The organism is Kribbella sp. NBC_01245, from assembly GCF_036226525.1.
Classification (GTDB): Bacteria; Actinomycetota; Actinomycetes; order Propionibacteriales; family Kribbellaceae; genus Kribbella.
In genome coordinates this window covers 3,642,046-3,661,331 of sequence record NZ_CP108487.1, presented here as the reverse complement: position 1 = coordinate 3,661,331, position 19,286 = coordinate 3,642,046, and the positions used below count along the sequence as shown (strand labels likewise).

The window sequence follows — 19,286 nt, the reverse complement described above, 5'->3', positions numbered from 1 at the left end:
ATCCGCAACGGATCGCGCCAAATGAAACATACTTACGGGTCGGCGCGCAGGTAGAGAAGGCGCCGCCAGCTGACCTGGGGCACCTTGCCGGTGGGGAAGAAGTGGTTAGCCCAGCCAGCCCATGCGATGGCTGATGCGGCTGCCCGCCAGCTTGAGATCCGCCTCGGTGCTCTTGATCCGCGCTTCGTCGAACCGGAAGACCGGGCCGGAGGCGCTCAGTGCCCCGACGACCGTGCCGGTGTGGTCGAGGACCGGGACGGCTGCGGCGTTCAGGCCGATCTCGAGCTCCTCGAATGCGGTGGCGAAGCCGGCTTCCCGGATCTCGGCGAGCTGGTCGAGCAGGGCCTGCCGGGAGGTGATGGTGTTCTCGGTGAGCTCTGGCAGGCCCGCCTTGGCGAGGATCGCGTCGCGTTGGTCGTCCGGCATGTAGGCGAGCAGGATCTTGCCGCTGGAGGTGGCGTGCAGCGGGGTCAGCTGGCCGACCCAGTTGTGGCTCGCAACGGCGGCCGAGCCGCGCGCCTGCTGCACGTTCACCGCGTAGTGCTCCCGGACCACCGCGAGGTTGATCGTCTCGTCGAACTGGAGCGCGAGCGCGTCCATGATCGGCTGGGCCTGGCGTGCCATGTCGATGCGGGTCGGGATGGCGCTCGCGAGCCGCAGGATGCCGAAGGCGAGCTGGTACTTCCCGCGCTCGGTGTTCTGCTCGACCAGGTCGCGCTCCTCGAGCGCCGCCAGCAGCCGGAACGCGGTCGACTTGTGGACGCCGATCTCCGCGGCCACCTCACTGACCCCGGCATGGCCCTCGCGGGCGAGGATCTCGAGCACGGTGATGGCCCTGTCGACGGACTGCACGCCGCCCGGGCTGTCGCCGCGCGTGCTGCCCTTGCCGGTCGAATTCTGCTCCCCGTTGCTCATAACGCAACCCTACCTGGTAAGGGTGCCCTAACTTCAAGGGGTTGTCGGCGAATTGCGATCGACATCGACGCGGGCCCTTGACAGCAAGGCCCATCCCTTTTCAGACTGTTGCGCATTGCGCGACTGGTTGTGCTATTCGCACCAAAGGTGGAGAAAATGATTCGAGTCTGTCCTCTCTCCGCGCTCCCGCCCGGAGAGGCTCTGCGTGTCGATGCGGAGCCGCCGATCGCGGTGTTCCACACCGAGGACGGCGAGGTCTTCGCCGTCGACGACACCTGTACACACCAGGACGCATCCCTGGCCGACGGCTGGCTGGAGGGCTGCGAGGTCGAGTGTCCGCTGCACGCCTCGAAGTTCGACCTGCGCACCGGTGCCGTCGACGCGCCGCCGGCCAAGCGGCCGATCCGGACCCACGCCGTGCACATCGAGGACGACCACATCTGTGTGGAGCTGTCCGATGCCGAGCCCAACCTCCCGCCCGGTGTCACGTTCGGGGTGTCGTCATGAGGACGATCACGATCGTCGGTGCCTCGCTCGCTGGTCTCTACGCCGCGCAGGCGCTGCGGACACAGGGGTTCGACGGTCAGGTCGTGGTCGTCGGCGACGAGCGGCACCGGCCCTACGACCGGCCGCCGCTGTCGAAGGAGTTCCTGGCCGGCAAGATCGACGCTGACGTGCTGGCGCTGGAGTCGGCCGATGACGACGACCTGGAAGCGCGCTGGCTGCTCGGGTCGCCGGCCGTCTCGCTGAGCCCGGCCGCCCGCGAGGTGATCCTCGCCAACGGCACCCGGGTCGGCAGCGACGGCGTGATTCTCGCGACCGGCGCCCGCGCCCGCGCGTTGCCCGGATCGGCGGGCCTGGCCGGCGTGCACTCGTTGCGGACGCTCGAGGATGCCGTCGCGCTGCGGGCGGAGTTGCAGCCCGGAGCGCGCCTGGTGGTCATCGGTGCCGGCTTCATCGGCGGCGAGGTCGCCGCTACGGCCAACGCACTCGGCCTCGAGGTCACGGTGGTCGAGGCGATGGCGTCGCCGCTCGCCGGGCCGCTGGGCGTGGAGATGGGCGCTGTGGTGAGCGGGCTGCACACTGCGCACGGCGTCGCGCTGCGGTGCGGCGTCGGGGTCCGAGGGCTCGTCGGTGCCGAGCGAGTCGAGGCCGTCGAACTCGCCGACGGCACCGTGCTGCCCGCCGACGTGGTGGTGGTCGGCATCGGCGCGATCCCCAATGTCGAATGGCTGATCCGCTCTGGCGTTGCCCTGGGCAACGGGGTCGAGTGTGACCACCAGGGTCGTACCAGCGTTCCCACCGTGATGGCGGTCGGCGACTGCGCTGCCTGGTACGACCAGCGGCTCGGCCGCAGCCACCGGGTCGAGCACTGGACCGGCGCGATGGAGCGACCGGCCATCGCGGTCGCCGCTCTCCTCGGCGGCGACAACCCACGCCAGGCGGCCGTTCCCTACTTCTGGTCCGACCAGTACGACGTCCGGATCCAGTTCGCCGGGCATGCTGCCGAAGCCGACTCGGTCACGGTCGAGGACGGTACGGCGGAGGGCCGCGACCTGCTGGCCGTGTACCGCCGCGGCGAGATCCCCGTCGGTGTCCTCGGCATGAACCAGCCACGTCTGTTCGGCCGATGGCGGCGGCGGCTCAATGCCGCCGTACCGGTCTGAACCTCCGTGTTCCCCCAACGAGTCTCGGAAAGGCGTGCCGGTGGCTATCGCAACGAGGATTGACGGACGGGCGGTCGCCGGTGAGCTGAAGGCGCAGCTGGCGGTCCGCGTCGAAGTCCTACGCAGGCAGGGGATCCGGTCTGGTCTCGGCACGATCCTGGTCGGCGACGACCCGGGCAGCCACTCCTACGTCGCCGGCAAGCACCGTGACTGTGCCGAGGTCGGAATCGAGTCGATCCGGGTCGAACTGCCGGCCACCGCTACCCAGGAAGACATCGAGGCGGCGGTACGGCGGCTCAACCACGACCCGGCGTGCACCGGGTTCATCGTGCAACTCCCGTTGCCGCCGCACGTCGACATGCATCGGGTCCTGCAGTTGATCGACCCTGCGAAGGACGCCGACGGCCTGCATCCGACCAACCTCGGCAAGCTGGTGCTCGGCATTCCCGGCCCGCTGCCCTGCACGCCGCGCGGAATCATCGAGTTGCTCCGCCGGCACGACGTGGAGATCACCGGGCAGCGGTTCTGCGTGATCGGCTGCGGGCTGACCGTCGGCCGGCCGCTCGGGCTGATGCTGACGCGTCCGAGCGAACACGCGACGGTCACGTTGTGCCACGAGGCGACCGTTGACATCGCCGCGCACACGCGGGCTTCGGAGGTGGTCGTCGCGGCCGCCGGGGTGGCCCATCTGGTCAAGCCGGACTGGATCAGCCCCGGGGCGACCGTGCTGTCGGTCGGTGTCACCCGCACGATCGAAGGCATCCTGGGCGACGTCCATCCCGAGGTCGACGCGGTGGCCGGCTTGGTGAGTCCCGCGACCGGCGGCGTCGGCCCGATGACCCGGGCGATGCTGCTGATGAACATCGTCGAGATCGCCGAGCGGGCGGCGGTGGCATGAACGGGTTGCGGGTCGCCGAAGCGGCGACAGCCCGGCAGACGGTGGTGACGCAGTGCCAGGTGCTCGGCGTCCTGAACGTCACGCCAGACTCGTTCTCCGACGGCGGTCAGCACGACGCGTACGACGAGGCAGTGGCCCGGGGCCTCGAACTGGTCCGGCAGGGCGCGGACCTCGTCGACGTCGGGGGAGAGTCGACCCGGCCCGGCGCCGTCCGCGTGGATGCGGCCGAGGAGGTACGACGGGTGATCCCGGTGATCGCCGCGTTGTGCGACGCCGGGATCAGGGTATCGGTGGACACGATGCGGGCGAGTGTCGCCGCGAAGGCGCTGGATGCCGGAGCAGAGCTGGTCAACGACGTGTCGGGTGGGCTGGCGGATCCGGCGATGCTGCCGTTGATCGCCGACACGGGGGCATCCTGCGTCCTGATGCATTGGCGTGCGCAGTCGGCCGTCATGGACGCGTTCGCCAGCTACGACGCGGTGGTCGACGACGTCCGCGCCGAACTGTCGAAGCGTGTGGATGCCGCCTTGTCCGCGGGGATCCTGACCCAGCAGCTCGTGCTCGACCCGGGGCTGGGATTCGCCAAGACGGCTGAGCACAACTGGGCCCTGCTCGGCGCTCTCCCGGCCCTGCGTGAGCTCGGTTTCCCGATCCTGATCGGTGCCTCCCGCAAGCGGTTCCTGGCCGACTGCGTGGACTACGGCGGACTTGATCCGGACAGCCCGTTGGATCGCGACGACGCCTCCAGCGCGGTCGCGGCGCTCGCGGCGTCGGCGGGAGTGTGGGGGGTTCGCGTGCACACGGTTCCTCCGGCGGCAGCCGCCGTACGGGTCGCTGCCCGGATCGCGGCGGTAGGTGGTCGATGATGCGCCGGCACACGCGCGACGTACTTGAAGGACTGCTCACCCGGGTCCGCTACGAAGTGCTGCCGACGGCGAGCGTGGTGGACGAGGTGTGTGCCGGCCTTCCCAGCGGCGCGACCGTCACGGTCACCGCGTCACCCGCGAAGGGTCTCGAAGCGACCCTTCGTACGGCGGAACGGCTGGCGGCGCAGGACTTCGATGTCGTGCCACATCTCGCCGCGCGGATGATCGCCGGACCGGGCGAACTCGCTGAGCTCGTCAGCAGGCTGCGCAGTGCCGGGATCACGAAGGTGTTCGTCCCCGGCGGCGATGCCGACCCGGCCGGCGGCTACGACTCGGCCCTGCAGGTGCTGACGGAGTTGGCGCAGCTGGGCAATCCGTTCGCCGGCGTCGGGATCGCCGGCTACCCCGAGTCGCATCCGGGGATCTCCGACGACCTGACCATCCAGGCGATGTGGGACAAGCGCCGGTACGCCACCGAGCTGGTCAGCAACCTCACCTTCGACCCGCGCGTGCTGTCGTCCTGGGTACGGCGCGTGCGCGCCCGCGACGTACACCTGCCGATCCTGGTCGGGGTGCCGGGGCCGGTCGAGCGCGCCAGGTTGTTGCGAATGGCAACGAAGATCGGGGTCGGTGAGTCGGCCAGGTTCCTGGCGAAGCACCGCGGACTGTTCGCCCGCATCGCGGCACCCGGCGGGTCCGACCCGGCCCGGTTCCTCACCGGAGCCGCGGCGACGCTCGGCCGCGAGGACCTGAGCGTGGCCGGTCTGCACCTGTTCACCTTCAACCAGATCGCGGCGACCGAGGAATGGCGGCTGGCCCAGCTGGCCCGTCTGCGCAACCGGACGGGCGTCCGCCCGGCGGCCGGTGTCCCGGGACGGGGAGTTTCATGAGCCTGTCGAACAGCCCGTCGATCCGGGCGATCGAACGACGGCTGCTGGCCCGATGGCCGGAGACCAAGCTCGAGCCGTCCCTGGACCGCATCGTCAGTGTGCTGCGGCTGCTGGGCGATCCGCAGCGCAGGTACCGCAGCGTCCACATCACCGGGACCAACGGCAAGACGAGCACGGCTCGGATGATCGAGGCACTGCTGGCCGGGTCCGGCGAGCGCACCGGCCGGCTGACCAGCCCACACCTGACGAGCGTCCGGGAGCGGATCGGCATCGCCGAGGAGGTCATCGGAGTGCCGGCCTTCCGGTCCGCCTTCAGCGCGGTCGGCAAGCAGGCCGAACTCGTCGACGCGTCGATGCCGCATCCGCTGTCGTTCTTCGAGATGACGGTGGCCATGGCCTACCGCGCCTTCGCTGATGCGGAGATCGACATCGCCGTGGTCGAGGTGGGGATGGGCGGGCGGTGGGACGCCACGAACGTGATCGACGCCGACGTCGCCGTCGTACTCCCGGTCGACCTCGATCACACCGACTACCTCGGCCCGACGACGACCGCGATCGCCGAGGAGAAGGCAGGCATCATCGGACCGGGGTCGGTCGCCGTCAGCGCGTTGCAAAGCCAGGAGGTCGCCGCGGTACTGCGGGAACGGGCACAGACCGTGGACGCCCGTCTGGTCAGCCAGGGCGCGGACTTCATCCTCGAGCGCCGGACTGTCGTCGAGGGTGGCCAGGTCATCTCTGTGCGGGGCCTGTACCGGTCGTACAGCAACGTCTTCCTGGCCTTACACGGTCGTCACCAGGCCGAGAACGCTGCCTGCGCCATCGCCGCAGCGGAAGGAGCACTCGGCCGGGAACTGGAACTGGGCGCGGTGCGAGCCGCTCTCGGCCAGGCTGCGTCGCCGGGTCGCTTCGACGTTCGGCCCGGCTCGCCGCTGGTGATTCTGGATGCCGCCCACAATCCGCACGGCGCCCGCGCGCTGGCCGAGTCGCTGACGGAGCTGGCGCCTTGCCGGACGTTCGCGGTCATCGCGGCGATGGCGGACAAGAACGTCGAGGGCATGCTGCGCGAGCTCGAGCCGGTCGTCGACGTCGTCGTCTGCACCCGCAACTCGAGCCCACGCAGCCTCGCGCCGGCGAAGCTCGCCGCCACCGCCCGGCAGGTGTTCGGGGCGCAGCGCGTCCATGTCGCGTTCAACGTGGCGACCGCGCTCGACAAGGCCCGCACACTCGCGGCGCCGCTGCCCGGGAACGAGCCCGACGGCCTGGTGCTCGTCACCGGCTCGGTCGTGACCGTCGGCGACGCGAACCAGGTCCTGCCCGCGGACACGCCCAGACGACCGATGGGTCAACCCTTGCCCGGGTGAGCACTCCCATCGGTTCGGGGTTGGGCGCCGGAAGCCACTTCCGGCGCCCAAACCCCACCCTGTCGCGCACGAGAACGGAGACCACCAGTGCGAGGAAAGCCGAAAACGTACGCGGCCGGCCTGCCGGGGGTCGTGCATGCGCTGCGGTATTCAGTCGAGCAGACCACGGTACGCCGTACCGCGCTGACGCTGCTCAACCTCAACCAGGTCAAGGGTTTCGACTGCCCCGGGTGTGCGTGGCCGGAGCCGGATCACCGGCACACGAACGAGTACTGCGAGAACGGCGCGAAGCACATCAACGACGAGGCGACCACCCGCCGGGTCACCCGCGACTTCTTCGCCGAGCACTCGATCGAGGAACTGGACGGCAAGTCCGACCTCTGGCTCAACCAGCAGGGCCGGCTGACCGAGCCGATGGTCCGGCGGCCCGGTGCCACCCATTACGCGCCGATCGGCTGGGACGAGGCATTCGGGATCGTCGCCGACGAGCTGAACGGGCTCGACTCACCCGACGAGGCACTGTTCTATGTGTCCGGCCGGCTGAACAACGAGGCGGCGTTCCTGCTCCAGCTGTTCGCCCGGGCCTTCGGCACCAACAATCTGCCGGACTGCTCGAACATGTGCCACGAGTCCAGCGGCTCCGCGCTCGGCCAGACCCTCGGCATCGGCAAGGGCAGCGTGCAACTCGAGGACATCTACCGGTCCGACCTGGTTTTCGTGGTCGGGCAGAACCCGGGCACCAACCACCCGCGGATGCTCTCCGCGCTCGAGCAGACGAAGAAGAACGGCGGCCGGGTGATCGCCGTCAACACCCTGCCCGAGGCCGGCCTGATGCGCTTCAAGAATCCACAGAAGCCCAGTGGGATCGTCGGCCGCGGTACGGAGATCGCCGATCAGTTCCTGCAGATCCGGCCCGGTGGCGACCTCGCGCTGTTCCAGATGCTGAACCGCCGCCTGCTCGAGGACGACGTACTCGATCGGGACTACATCGCGCGGCACACCACCGGTTTCGAGGCGTACGCCGACCACGCCCGGACGATCACGTGGGAGCACGCGCTCGTAGCCACCGGCCTGACCCGGGACGAGATCGAGGCCGTGCACGAGGCCGTCCTGGCCAGCCGGTCCGTCATCGTCTGCTGGGCGATGGGCCTGACGCAGCACAAGCACGGCGTACCGACCATCCGCGAGGTGGTCAACTTCCTGATGCTGCGCGGCAACATCGGCAAACCGGGGGCCGGGGTCTGCCCGGTTCGCGGCCACTCCAATGTCCAGGGTGACCGCACGATGGGGATCTGGGAGCGGATGCCCGACTCGTTCCTGGACGCGCTGCGGGACGAGTTCGCCTTCGATCCGCCGCGGGAACACGGTCTGGACTCGGTGGACGCCATCCGGGCGATGCGGGACGGGGCCGCGCGAGTGTTCGTCGGCGTGGCCGGGAACTTCGTCCGGGCCACACCGGACAGCGAGGTCACCGAGGCGGCCCTGCGCAACTGCGCTCTCACCGTGCAGGTCTCGACCAAGCTCAACCGGTCCCACACCGTGACCGGACGGACCGCCCTCATCCTCCCGACGCTGGGTCGGAGCGATCGCGACATCCAGGCGACGGGCGAGCAGTACATCACCGTCGAGGACTCGATGAGCGCGGTGCACCGGTCGCGCGGGACCTTGCCGCCCGCGTCGCCGTACCTGCTCAGCGAGGTCGCGATCATTGCCCGGCTCGCGCAGCGCACCCTGGGTGATTCGCCGGCGATCCCGTGGGACGAGTTCGAAGCCGACTACGACCTGGTCCGGGACCGGATCGCGCGCGTCGTACCGGGTTTCGAGGACTTCAACGAGCGGGTCAAGCAGCCTGGCGGCTTCACGCTACCGAACCCGGTGAACTCCGGCGTGTATCCGACGCCGAGCGGGCGGGCGGTGTTCACGTGCAACGAGCTGGAGTGGCTGCAGACCCCGCCCGGCCACCTGATCCTGCAGTCGCTGCGCTCTCACGACCAGTGGAACACCATCCCGTACTCGATGAACGACCGCTACCGAGGCATCCACAACGCCCGCCGGATTGTGATGGTCAATCCCGAGGACATCGCCGGGCTCGGGTTCGCCGACGGTGACCTGGTCGATCTCGTCAGCGTGTGGCGGGATGGCACCGAGCGCCGGGCCGCCGGGTTCCGGCTCGTCGGCTACCCGGCCGCCCGTGGGTCCGCGGCGGCGTACTACCCGGAGACGAACGTGCTCGTCCCGCTCGACAGCGTTGCCGACATCAGCAACACCCCGACGTCGAAGGGCGTCCTGATCCGGCTCGAAGCACCCGCTCCGCCTGCCTGATCCCTTGCGAACACGCCGTCTCGATAGCGGCGAAGCCGTTGCCGTTACGGCTGATCGGCCGTACGGGCGGAGTACGGGCAGTGGCGTGACGGGTGTGGTCACCAGAATCGGCACCCGCCGGTCTGTCGACCCTTCCTGGAGGTCTTCCCCTGATGCCTAAGTCACTCGTGGCCGCGCTCCGCCCCAATAGAACCAGCGCTCGGGAGATATCAGCGCGGCGACTCATCCGGTACCTCGTTGTCTTGGCCGTGCTGGCCACAGGGCTGCACGCGACGTCGACCATCCAGCCCCCGGTGGCCGTGGCGGCTCCCAGTTCAACCGCGGCGCCCACGGCGGCGGCTGCTGCCGCTCCTGGTGCCGGTGGCGGGTTGTACGTCCCGCTGGCAACCACTCAGCGGCTCTACGACTCCGGGACGACACTGGTCCAGGCTCAGGAGACAAAAACAGCCACCTTCACGGGCCTCGGCGGGATCCCGGCCACCGGAGTAACGGCAATCGCCGCGACGGTCCAGGTCCTCAGCCCGACCGCGTCCGGCTCACTGCCCGCGTGGCCGGCCGGCGAGACCCGGCCGGCGGTGTCGGGGCTGCTGTTCGCGGCGAACATGAAGTACATGTCCGGCTCGGCGGTGATCCGGCTGAACGCGTCAGGTCAGGCGAGTTTCTCCAATAAAAGCGCAGGGACGCTACGCATCCGCGTCGACGTCACGGGCTACTTCACCGGCGACACCGCGACCACCGCGGGTTCGCGGTTCGTCCCGCTGAAGCAGTCCCGGATCGTCGACACCCGCGCCAAGATCGGCGTGGGTGGAACCGCCCCGGTGGCAGCGAATTGAACCATCACGTTCCAGGTGGCCGGAGTCGGAGGCCTGCCTGCGGCCTCGTCGATCTCGGCGGTCGCCGTGAACGTCACGGCCTTGGTTCCGTCGGCTTTCGGTGGCTGGACGCTGTTCCCGGCTGGGGCTACCCGTCCTGGAGTGAATCACGGCTTACACCTGCAGACCCGGCCGAAGACCGGCAGCTCGATCGTCAAGGTCGCGACCGACGGCCGCTTGTCGCTGACCAATACCTCGACCGGCACGACGCACTTCACGGTGGATGTGACCGGCTATTTCACCAGCGCCTCGAACGCGACCGCTGCGTCCAGCCGCGTGGTCGCGTTGTCGTCACGCCGGATCCTCGACACGGGCACCACGCTGGTCGCGGCCGGTGCCACGGTGAATCTGCGGCTGACCGGCGTGGGCGGGATACCGGCAAGCAACCTCGCGGCGGCGGCGATCAACCTGGTCGCGTCCGGGTCGGCCACGTCGGGCGAGTTCAAGGCGTATACCGCGGGACAGTCCGCACCTGCCGCGACCGATGTGATCTTCGCTCCTAGCCCGCACCAGTTCAACCAGCTGTGGGTCCGGCCGAACGCCTCCGGCGACATCACCATCGCCAACCGCACGAACGCCGCGGCCCGCCTGTATGTCGATGTTCAGGGCTACGCGCTCAACCCAGGAAAGCCCCAAGCGCCCACGAACGTGATCGCGCAGGCGGGCGACCGCTCGGCGGCAGTCTCCTGGACCGCGCCCGCCGACACCGGTGACCTCACCATCAGCGGCTACACGGTGAAAGTCAGCCCTGGCGGTGCGGAAATCCCTTCGGCGACGCCCAATGCTTCGATCCCGAACCTCGACAACGGCACGTCCTACACCTTCACCGTGACGGCCAGGTAGTGGTGTAGGCGAGGTCGATCGGGGGATTCGCCGGGTCGTAGGAGCGGAATAGGCCGGTGAGCGAGGACCGGTAGAACAGGTCGTACCGCGGCCCGGCGTTGCACTGCGCGTCCTGAGGGGGGCCGAGGCCGTTCTGCTCGGTGGCACAGAACCAGGGCTGCACCTGCGGGCCGGCGAACACCGGGCCACCGACCGGGTGGTTGGTGACGGTGAGCCGGACCGCTCCTCCCGGGCCACGTGCGGTCACTGTGCTGGCGCCCACCCGCAGACCGGTGACGAGCCCGGCGAACCGCCCGTCCGGGCGTACGGCGAAGGCGGCCGTGATGTCGCGCCCGTCAACGCCGACCCGCACCTTCGCTGGGTCGGATCCGGCGGGCAGCGTCTTGTCCCATGGCCTGGCCGGCACCGACGACCAGCAGCGCCATGGCCGCGGCGATGATTGCGATCCGTCTCTTGATGTCTCCTGCCTTGCCCGCGGTCGGTCAGTCCCAAGTGCGGACGTCGACCAGCAGTGGTCCTTCGCTCAGGTCGGCGACGACCTCGACGCGCGCCGCGAAGCGCAGGCCGGATCGGATCCGGTCCCGCACCGCGGCGGCCACTCGTTCAGCCGTGGCTTCGGCTGCCGGTACCACCTCGCAGCGGAGCTCGTCGCGGTGCTCGACGCGGTCGACGACGAACCGGTACGACGTGACGCCGCGCAGGTCGCGCATCACGGCCTCGATCTGGCGTGGGTGCAGGAACATCCCGCGGACCTTCACCGCGGCGCCGACGCGGCCGAGCACCCCGGCCAGCCGGGGCCTGTCGCCGGGCACGGGGCCTGGCTGCCAGGCCGAGAGGTCGCCGGTGCCGAACCGGACCAGCGGATAGTCCGGCCTGAGCAGCGTCACGACGATCTGGCCCTCACCGGCGGCGAGGGATCTGCCGGTGTCGAGGTCGCAAACCTGAACGAGTACGTCGTTGGGTACGACGAGCCCGCCGGCCGGTTCCGTCTCGTAGCCGAGCAGCCCGGTCTCGGCGGTACCGTAGGCCATCCGGACGACCGGTACCCGCTCGGTGAGCAACGCGCGCAGCGAGTCGGGTAGCGGTTCCGCGGTGACGATTGCCTTGTCCAGTCGCCAGCGAGCGGGGTCCAGCCCGGACTCGTCGTACCGCTCGATCAGTGCCTTGAGGTAGCTCGGCAGCCCGGTGTACGCCGTGACGCCCAGGTCGGCGATGGCCTGCGCTTGCAGGTCGAGGTTGCCGACACCACCGGGTACGACGGTGCAGCCTGCCGCGAGTGCTGCTTCCTCGAACATCGCGCCGGCGGGGGAGAGGTGATAGCCGAAGCAGTTCAGCAGCATGTCCGCCGAGGCGAACCCTGCCGCGGCCAGCGCCTCACGCCAGCGCCACGGATCGGCCCCGTCCAGTTGTGGCTCGTAGATCGGTCCGGGGGACTGGAATGCCCGCCGCACGGTCGCGTCGGCGGCGAGCAGGCCACCGTAAGGCGGCTGCTCCCGCTGCATGGCCAGGACCTCGTCCTTCGTGAGGATCGGCAACGCGTCGAGATCACCGACGCCGCGGATGTCGTCGGGCGAGAGGCCGGCCGCTCGCAGGCGGTCGGCGAACACCGTGACCCGGGACGCAGCCTCCCGGACCATGGCCACGACGCGGTCGTCGAGCGGGTGTGTTGTGCTTTCGGGCATGGTCGCCTCCGTCATAGCCACCGCTTCCGGCGTTTGTAGTGCTTGACATCGCGGTAGCTCTTGCGGCTGCCTTCCTCGCCGAGACCGAGGTAGAACTCCTTGACGTCCGGGTTGTCCCGCAGTTCGGTTGCCGTTCCCTCCAGCACGATGCGGCCCTGCTCCATGATGTAGCCGTGGTGAGCGACCTCGAGTGCGCGCCGGGCGTTCTGCTCGACGACGAGGACGGTGAGCCCGGTGTCGGCGTTCAGCCGGGCGATGTAGCCGAAGATCTCCTGCACCAGCAGAGGCGCGAGACCGAGTGACGGCTCGTCGAGCATCAGCAGCCGCGGCCTGGACATCAGCGCACGGCCGATCGCGAGCATCTGCTGCTCACCGCCGGACAGATATCCCGCTACCCTTGTGCGCATGTCGGCGAGTTTCGGGAAGTAGCCGTAGACCAGGTCGAGGTCCTCGGTCGAGGCCCGGCCCCGGGAATAGGAACCGGCGACCAGGTTCTCGTGCACGCTCAGGTGCTCGAAGACGTGCCGGCCCTCCATGCATAGCGAGAGTCCACGGCGGACCCGTTCGGCGGCGTCGATGCGGGTGATGTCCGTGCCGCCGAAGTTGATCCGGCCGTCGGTGATCTCGCCGTGCTCGGTGGGCAGCAGGCCGGAGATCGCCTTCAGGGTCGTCGACTTCCCGGCACCGTTGGAGCCGAGGAGGGCGACGATCTTCCCCTCCGGTACCTCCAGGGACAGGCCGCGCAGCACCAGGATGACCTCGTCGTAGATGACCTCGACGTTGTTGAGAGCCAGCAGCGTCGCTCCGGGTGAGGAGGCCGGCGAACTGCCCGCTCCCGCACTGGTCTCGACGGCCATCGCTACTCCTTCGGGGCCGCGTTGGCGGTGAGTTCGGTGAGTTGGCCACCCTTGACCTGGTAGATGCCGGTGCCGGTCGACCCGCGGTGGCTGTCGGTACTGAACTTCACGGTGCCGCCGCCGACGACGCCGCCGGTGTCGAGCTGCAGTCCCTCGAGCGCCTTGCGGATGTTCGGGCCGTTGAGCTCGTCGCCGTCCTTCAGGACCTTCTCGATGCCCTGTGCCATGGCCGCCATCGTCCACCATCCCTGGACATAGTGCAGCCCCTTGTCCTGCAGTGAGGAGCCCTTGCTCTTCAGGAACTCCTCGATGTCGGCGTGTCCGGGCTTCGCCGTGGTCGGCGGTGCGAACGGCTGGATCATGATGTGGCCCTCGGCAACGGCCGGTGTCGCGGTCTTGATGAACAGTTCGTCGGAGCACCAGTTGAGGCAGACGATCTTCATGTCGAGGTTCTGCGCCTTGATGTCCTTGGCCACCTGGGCGGCCGGACTCGAGACGTTCTGGATCACGATGTACTTCGCGCCGAGGGACCGTGCCTGTGACAGCAGACCCACGAAGTTCGGGGTCTTCGGCATCGCGAACGACTTGTAGCCGAGGTCGTAGCCCTTCTCGACGAGCCACTTCTGCCCGTCGGCGACCGGTGCGGTGCCGAAGGGCGAGTCGTGGTGGAACACCGCGACCTGGGTGCGTTGCCCGCCGCTGTCCTGGGCGATCCAGTCCAGCGCGACCCGCATCTGGTCGGAGTACGTCGGTGCGACGACGAAGTTGTACGGCGACTCCGCGACGTCGGTGAGCACCTCGGCGTACGACGCGGACATGAACGGCAGTTCGTCGGCGGCGACCTTCTTGCGCAGTGCCTCGGAGTCGCCCGTTCCCCAGCCCTGGATCGCGACCGCGCCCTCGGCGATGTACTTCTTGTAGAGCTCCTCGGCCTTGGGCACCAGGTAGGCGTAGTCGTTCGACATGGCCTCGATGTTGCGTCCCTCGATGCCGCCCTTGGCGTTGCGCCATTCGACGTAGCCGAGCATGCCCTCGTTGTACGGCGTGCCGACGTCGGCGGTGGCGCCCGACCGGTCGGCGATGACGCCGATCTTGATCGGGCCTTCGGTGTCGCCGCCGCCTGTCGCCGCGCCGCCCCCGCACGCCGACAGGCCGAGCAAGGCGGCCGTCGAGAGTGCCGCGATCGCGCTGAGTCGCTTCATTGCCGTTCCTCCGATTGCAGTGGGTCGAACAAGTCAGTTGGTTCAGTACCGGAAGGGCCAGAACCGCACGTAGTCCTTCATTCGCTGCCAGACGCGAGCCAGGCCGCGAGGTTCGAAGATCAGGAAGAGCAGGATGACCAGGCCGAACACCGCGTTCCGGATCGCCGGGAGCTGCGTGGACAGGAAGGGGAACGCCGGTTCGACCGCCTCGCTCAGCTCGGAGATCAGGACGGGCAGCAGGATCAGGAACGCCGCACCGTAGACCGCGCCGGCGATCGAGCCCAGGCCGCCGACGATGATCATCGCCAGGTACAGCACCGACACGTCGAGCGTGAAGCGCTCCCAGGTGACCGTCTCGGTGTAGTGCGCGGTGAGGGCGCCGGCGAGCCCGACGAAGCCGCTGGACACCGCGAAGGCGGTGACCTTGGTGCGGGTCACGTTGACGCCAATCGCGGCGGCCGCGATGTCCTGGTCGCGCACCGCCATGAACGACCGGCCGAGCCCGGTGCGGAACAGGTTGCGCGCGGCAACGACCGCGACGGCGGCGATCACCAGCAGGATCCAGTACCACTGGACTTCGAACATCGTGCGCTCGATCCGCCAGCCGAAGATCTCGAGCCGGGACACGTCGAGGAAGCCCTGGCCCTCGGTCAGCCAGGACCAGCGCTTGACGGTGAACACGATGATCTCCTGGCTGGCCAGGGTGGCGATGGCGAGATACAGCCCCTTGAGCCGCAGCGCCGGCAGGCCGAAGAACGCACCGACCGTGGCGGTCGTCAGCACCGCGGCGAACACCGACAGCGGGACCGGCAGCCCGGCCCGTTCGTGCAGGATCGCCGAGGTGAACGCGCCGACGGCGAGGAACCCGCCCTGGCCGAGTGAGATCTGCCCGGTGAAGCCGACAAGGATGTTCAGCCCGACCGCACCGATGACCGCGATCAGGATCGTGTTGACGATGCCCAGCCAGTAGATGTTCAGCATGTAGGGGAGCGCGACCAGGAGCAGGACGACGAGTGCCAGGCGGGCGTACTCGGCTCTGGTGTGCCGGAGTGCGAGCTCGCCGCGGTAGCTGCGGTGATGGATCCCGGTGGCGGTGACAGTACTCACATCAGACCCTCTCGATACGTGTCTCGCCGAACAGCCCGTAGGGCCGGACCATCAGGATCGCGACGAGCACGAGGTATGGCACGACCTCGGCGAGACCCGGATCGGCGTAGCCGGAGACGTACACCTTCAGCAGGCCGATGGTGAGTCCGCCGACGATCGTGCCGGGCACCGAGTCGAGCCCGCCGAGGATCACCACCGGGAAGACGATCAGGCCGAAGGCGGCGATGTTCTGCTCGACGGCGGAGATGTCTGCGAGCAGTACGCCGGCGACCAGCGCGCTGGCCGCGGCGAGCGCCCACGCCATCGCGAACACCCGCCGTACGGAGATGCCGACGGTGAGCGCGGCCTGCTGGTCGTCAGCCACCGCCCGCATCGCGATCCCGTGCCGGGACCGGCGGAAGAACACAGTGAACCCGGTCAGGACCACCGCCGCGATCATGATGACGAGCAGCCGATCCAGCGGCACCAGCGCACCGAGGATCCGCACTGACCCCCGCGGCAGGATCGCCGGCTGCTCGCGCACCGCGGTCCCGAAGAACATCTGCACCACCGCGCGCAGCACCGCCGCGAGACCGATGGTCACCATGATCACGCTGATCGCGCTCTCGCCGACCAGCGGTCGCAACACGAAGCGTTCGATTCCGATCCCGAGGAGCACGGCGATCCCGAGGCCGACCACGACCGCCGCGACCACCGGCAGGCCCATCAGCACGAACACCGCGTAGACGGTGTATGCGCCGACCAGCAGGAACTCGCCCTGGGCGAAGTTGATCACCGAGGTGGCCTTGTAGATCAGCACGAAGCCGAGTGCGGCCAGCGCCAGGATCGCGCCGTCGGCCAGGCCGTAGACGGTGAGGTTGAAGAGGTTGCTCATCGGCGGCCGCTCCAGATCGGCCGGCGGCCGAGGCCGGCCGGTACGGTGTAGCCCCGCAGGTCGAAGATGCGCAGCGCGATCTCCCGGTCCGCCAAGGTGCCGTCCTGATAGGTCACCTGGCTGTGGATGGTGACTGACGGCTCGCCGGTGTCGAGTGCGGCGATGATGTCGGCGTACCGGTCGTTGACGACGTTGCGGCGGACCTTGCGGGTGCGGGTTATCTCGTCGTCGTCGGGGTCGAGTTGCTTGTGCAGCAGAACGAACCTTGTGACCCTGATGGCGTCCGGCAGATCGGCGTTGGCGCGGTCGACCTCCTCGGCGAGCAGGTCGTACACCTCGGGCTTCTGGGCCAGGTCGGTGTAGGTCGTGTAGCTGAGGTGCTCGTGCTCGGCCCACGAGCCGGCGGTCTTCGGCTCGATGACGACCAGTGCGGTGATGCCTCCACTGCTGCCCCCGAAGACCACGGCCTCATCGACGTACGGCGAGAACTTCAGCTTGTTCTCGATGAACGCGCAGGAGTACTGGGCGCCGTCCGGCGTCGTCATAACGTCCTGGGCCCGGTCAATGACGACCAGATGGCCGTCGTCGTCCAGGTAGCCGGCGTCACCGGTGTGCAGCCAGCCCTCGGCGTCGACGGTGCCGGCGGTCGCGGTGGGGTTGCCGTGGTAGCCGTGGAAGACCGACGCCGATCGCAGCAGGATCTCGCCATCGGCGGAGATCCGGACCTCAGTGCCCGGCAGTGGAACACCGACGGTGTTGAACTTGATGTCGTCATCGCGGTGCACGATGGCGATGCCACAGATCTCGGTCTGGCCGTAGATCTGCTTGAGGTTGACGCCGATCGCGTGGAAGAAGCGGAACACGTCGGGACCGAGCGGTGCGCCGCCGGTGTAGCAGCGACGGATCCGGGCCAGGCCGAGCTGGTCGCGCACCGGTCGCAGCGCGACCCAGTCGGCGAGCCGGTGACCGACTCGCAGCAGAACCGCCGGCCGCTTACCCTGGACGCGCAACCCGGCCACCCGGTCACCGATTCGGTAGCCCCAGCCGAACACCCGCCGCTTCAGCCGGCCGGCTTCGTCGATCCGGACCTGGACCTCCGACAACATCGACTCCCAGATCCGCGGCGGGCTGAACAGGAGGTCGGGGCCGATCTCGCGCAGGTCCGTTCGCTGGGTGCTGGCATCCTCCGGGAACGACAGCGTGAGTCCCCGCGAGAGTGCACAGGCGACGCCGAGCATCTGCTCGCCGATCCAGGCCAGTGGCAGGAATGACACGTACCGGTCCTTCGGACCGACCGGATCCACCTCGGTCAGGTGCGCCGCCATCGCCAGCAGGTTGGCGTGGCTGAGCTCGCCGAGCTTCGGTCGCGACGTGGTACCGGAGGTCGTGCAGATGACCGCGATGTCGTCGGGACCGGCTCCGTCCAGCCGTTCGTCGAGCCAGCCCGGATGGTCGGCCGCCCACTCGCGGCCGAGTTGCTCGACCGCGACGAAGTCGCGAAGGTAAGGCTCGTCGTAGCTCTCCAGGCCGTGCGGGTCGTAGTACACGATCGTGCTCAGTTCCGGTAGGTCGCCGGCCAGGTGGATCAGCTTGTCCACCTGCTCCTGGTCCTCGGCCACCACGACGCGTACGTCGGCGACGGTCAGGACGTGCAGGATCTCCTCGCGGATGCTGGTCGGGTAGATCCCGACCACGGCGGCGCCGACCGACTGCGCGGCGAGTTCGGCGACGAGCCACTCAGGCCGGTTGTCCCCGAGCACCGCGACCACGTCGCCGCGGTCCACTCCGAGTGCGGCCAGCCCGTGAGCGAAGTCCCGCACCCGGTCGGCGTACTCCCGCCAGGTGACCCCTTGCCAGATGCCGTAGCGCTTCTCCTGTACGGCGATGGCCTCCGGCCGGTCCGCGGCGAGGGCCGCCAGCAGCCGCGGGAACGTCGTACGGGCCGCTTCGGGGACCTCGACGGGCCGGGGCTCTGACCGCGTGGCTTCCGGGTGTGCGTCGGTCATCACGCTGCTCCCTCCGCCCCGAGATAGGCCTCGATCACGCGCTGGTCGGCCTTCACGTCCGCCGGTGTGCCGTCGGCGATGACCCGCCCGAAGTCGAGCACAGTGACCCGGTTCGAGATGTCCATCACGATGTTCATGTCGTGCTCGATCAGGACGACGGTGACGCCGGCGAGCTCGTGCACGTCGAGGACATAGCGGGCCATGTCCTCCTTCTCCTCGGCGTTCATGCCGGCCATTGGCTCGTCGAGCAGCAGCAACGCCGGCTGCAGGCACAGCGCCCGCCCGAGCTCGACCCGCTTCTGGATGCCGTAGGCAAGAGATCCGACCGGCTGGTGCCGGTGCGCCTGCAGTTGCAGCAGGTCGACGACCTCCTCGACCAGTCCCCGCTCCGCGATCTCCTGCCGGCGGGCGGGGCCGAACCACACCAGCGACGGCAGCAGTCGGTGCCGCATGTGCACGTGCCGGCCGAGCATCAGGTTCTCCAGCACCGTGAGGTGGGAGAACAGCTCGATGTTCTGGAACGACCGGGCGACGCCCAGCCGGGCGATCCGGTGCGGCGGCAGGCCGGTCAGGTCGCGCTGCTCCTGGTTGCCGCCGCTGCCGATGCTGTGCAGGACGACCTCGCCCCGCTGCGGGCGGTAGAGGCCGGAGATGCAGTTCAGCAGGCTGGACTTGCCGGCACCGTTCGGCCCTATCACCGCGTGGACGTTGCCCTGGGTGACGGTGAAGCCAACGTCGGCCAGCGCGTGCACCCCGCCGAACCGCAGCGAGATGTCGCGAACCTCGAGCAGCGGCTGTCCGGACTGGACGTTGCTGCTGTTGAGCTGATGGAGGTAGGCCCGAGTGAGCACTGGCTGCACCTCTCGACGTCGGGGAAGTTTCGATGAGCGTACGATTCCACTATCTGGAAGGCAATAGTGGAAT

General features: G+C 69.0%; 18 protein-coding genes. 9 read left to right on the top strand and 9 right to left on the bottom strand.

The window, feature by feature from the left end:
* Positions 1–105: 105 nt before the first annotated feature.
* On the bottom strand, positions 106–915 hold the full coding sequence (locus tag OG394_RS16070) for an IclR family transcriptional regulator (RefSeq protein WP_328996165.1): 810 nt from the start codon (positions 913–915) through the stop codon (positions 106–108).
* Positions 916–1,071: 156 nt separating this feature from the next.
* Here OG394_RS16070 and OG394_RS16065 point away from each other — a divergent pair, with 156 nt between their 5' ends.
* The 9 genes from OG394_RS16065 (at position 1,072) to OG394_RS16025 (ending at position 10,634) form a co-directional block, all read left to right on the top strand.
* Positions 1,072–1,422, top strand: a complete 351-nt coding sequence (locus OG394_RS16065) for a bifunctional 3-phenylpropionate/cinnamic acid dioxygenase ferredoxin subunit (protein ID WP_328996164.1) — start codon at positions 1,072–1,074, stop codon at positions 1,420–1,422.
* Positions 1,419–2,582, top strand: a complete 1,164-nt coding sequence (locus tag OG394_RS16060) for an NAD(P)/FAD-dependent oxidoreductase (RefSeq protein ID WP_328996163.1) — start codon at positions 1,419–1,421, stop codon at positions 2,580–2,582. Before OG394_RS16065 ends, OG394_RS16060 begins: the two co-directional genes overlap by 4 nt.
* A 40-nt stretch (positions 2,583–2,622) precedes the next feature.
* The gene (locus OG394_RS16055; RefSeq protein ID WP_328996162.1) at positions 2,623–3,480 is read left to right on the top strand and encodes a bifunctional methylenetetrahydrofolate dehydrogenase/methenyltetrahydrofolate cyclohydrolase; all 858 of its coding nucleotides are present in this window, start codon (positions 2,623–2,625) and stop codon (positions 3,478–3,480) included.
* Entirely contained in the window at positions 3,477–4,346 is an 870-nt protein-coding gene (gene folP, locus OG394_RS16050; RefSeq protein WP_328996161.1) for a dihydropteroate synthase, read from the top strand. The genes OG394_RS16055 and folP overlap by 4 nt, the downstream gene beginning before the upstream one ends.
* Positions 4,346–5,236 carry a methylenetetrahydrofolate reductase gene (locus OG394_RS16045; protein WP_328996160.1) on the top strand — a complete coding sequence of 297 codons (891 nt, stop codon included), beginning with the start codon at positions 4,346–4,348 and terminating at the stop codon, positions 5,234–5,236. Before folP ends, OG394_RS16045 begins: the two co-directional genes overlap by 1 nt.
* Positions 5,233–6,597 (top strand): bifunctional folylpolyglutamate synthase/dihydrofolate synthase, encoded by a 1,365-nt coding sequence (locus tag OG394_RS16040; protein WP_328996159.1) that lies wholly within the window; start codon positions 5,233–5,235, stop codon positions 6,595–6,597. The genes OG394_RS16045 and OG394_RS16040 overlap by 4 nt, the downstream gene beginning before the upstream one ends.
* Positions 6,598–6,684: 87 nt before the next feature.
* Positions 6,685–8,919 (top strand): FdhF/YdeP family oxidoreductase, encoded by a 2,235-nt coding sequence (locus tag OG394_RS16035; protein WP_328996158.1) that lies wholly within the window; start codon positions 6,685–6,687, stop codon positions 8,917–8,919.
* A gap of 152 nt (positions 8,920–9,071) precedes the next feature.
* On the top strand, positions 9,072–9,752 hold the full coding sequence (locus tag OG394_RS16030; RefSeq protein WP_328996157.1) for a hypothetical protein: 681 nt from the start codon (positions 9,072–9,074) through the stop codon (positions 9,750–9,752).
* Between the two features lie 15 nt (positions 9,753–9,767).
* The gene (locus OG394_RS16025) at positions 9,768–10,634 is read left to right on the top strand and encodes a fibronectin type III domain-containing protein (RefSeq protein WP_328996156.1); all 867 of its coding nucleotides are present in this window, start codon (positions 9,768–9,770) and stop codon (positions 10,632–10,634) included.
* Here the strand turns inward: OG394_RS16025 and OG394_RS16020 are convergent.
* The 8 genes from OG394_RS16020 to OG394_RS15985 form a co-directional block, all read right to left on the bottom strand.
* Entirely contained in the window at positions 10,615–11,040 is a 426-nt protein-coding gene (locus OG394_RS16020; RefSeq protein ID WP_328996155.1) for a DUF6351 family protein, read from the bottom strand. The genes OG394_RS16025 and OG394_RS16020 overlap by 20 nt on opposite strands.
* A 76-nt stretch (positions 11,041–11,116) precedes the next feature.
* Entirely contained in the window at positions 11,117–12,316 is a 1,200-nt protein-coding gene (locus OG394_RS16015) for a phenylacetate--CoA ligase family protein (RefSeq protein WP_328996154.1), read from the bottom strand.
* 11 nt (positions 12,317–12,327) lie between these two features.
* Positions 12,328–13,173 (bottom strand): ABC transporter ATP-binding protein, encoded by an 846-nt coding sequence (locus tag OG394_RS16010; RefSeq protein ID WP_328996153.1) that lies wholly within the window; start codon positions 13,171–13,173, stop codon positions 12,328–12,330.
* A gap of 2 nt (positions 13,174–13,175) precedes the next feature.
* Positions 13,176–14,375: an ABC transporter substrate-binding protein gene (locus OG394_RS16005; protein ID WP_328996152.1), complete on the bottom strand. Its 1,200-nt coding sequence runs from the start codon at positions 14,373–14,375 to the stop codon at positions 13,176–13,178.
* Between the two features lie 42 nt (positions 14,376–14,417).
* The gene (locus OG394_RS16000; protein ID WP_328996151.1) at positions 14,418–15,482 is read right to left on the bottom strand and encodes a branched-chain amino acid ABC transporter permease; all 1,065 of its coding nucleotides are present in this window, start codon (positions 15,480–15,482) and stop codon (positions 14,418–14,420) included.
* 1 nt (position 15,483) lies between these two features.
* On the bottom strand, positions 15,484–16,356 hold the full coding sequence (locus OG394_RS15995; protein ID WP_328996150.1) for a branched-chain amino acid ABC transporter permease: 873 nt from the start codon (positions 16,354–16,356) through the stop codon (positions 15,484–15,486).
* Positions 16,353–18,362: an AMP-binding protein gene (locus tag OG394_RS15990; RefSeq protein ID WP_328996149.1), complete on the bottom strand. Its 2,010-nt coding sequence runs from the start codon at positions 18,360–18,362 to the stop codon at positions 16,353–16,355. Before OG394_RS15990 ends, OG394_RS15995 begins: the two co-directional genes overlap by 4 nt.
* Positions 18,362–19,213 (bottom strand): ABC transporter ATP-binding protein, encoded by an 852-nt coding sequence (locus OG394_RS15985; RefSeq protein ID WP_328996148.1) that lies wholly within the window; start codon positions 19,211–19,213, stop codon positions 18,362–18,364. Before OG394_RS15985 ends, OG394_RS15990 begins: the two co-directional genes overlap by 1 nt.
* Positions 19,214–19,286 lie beyond the last annotated feature (73 nt).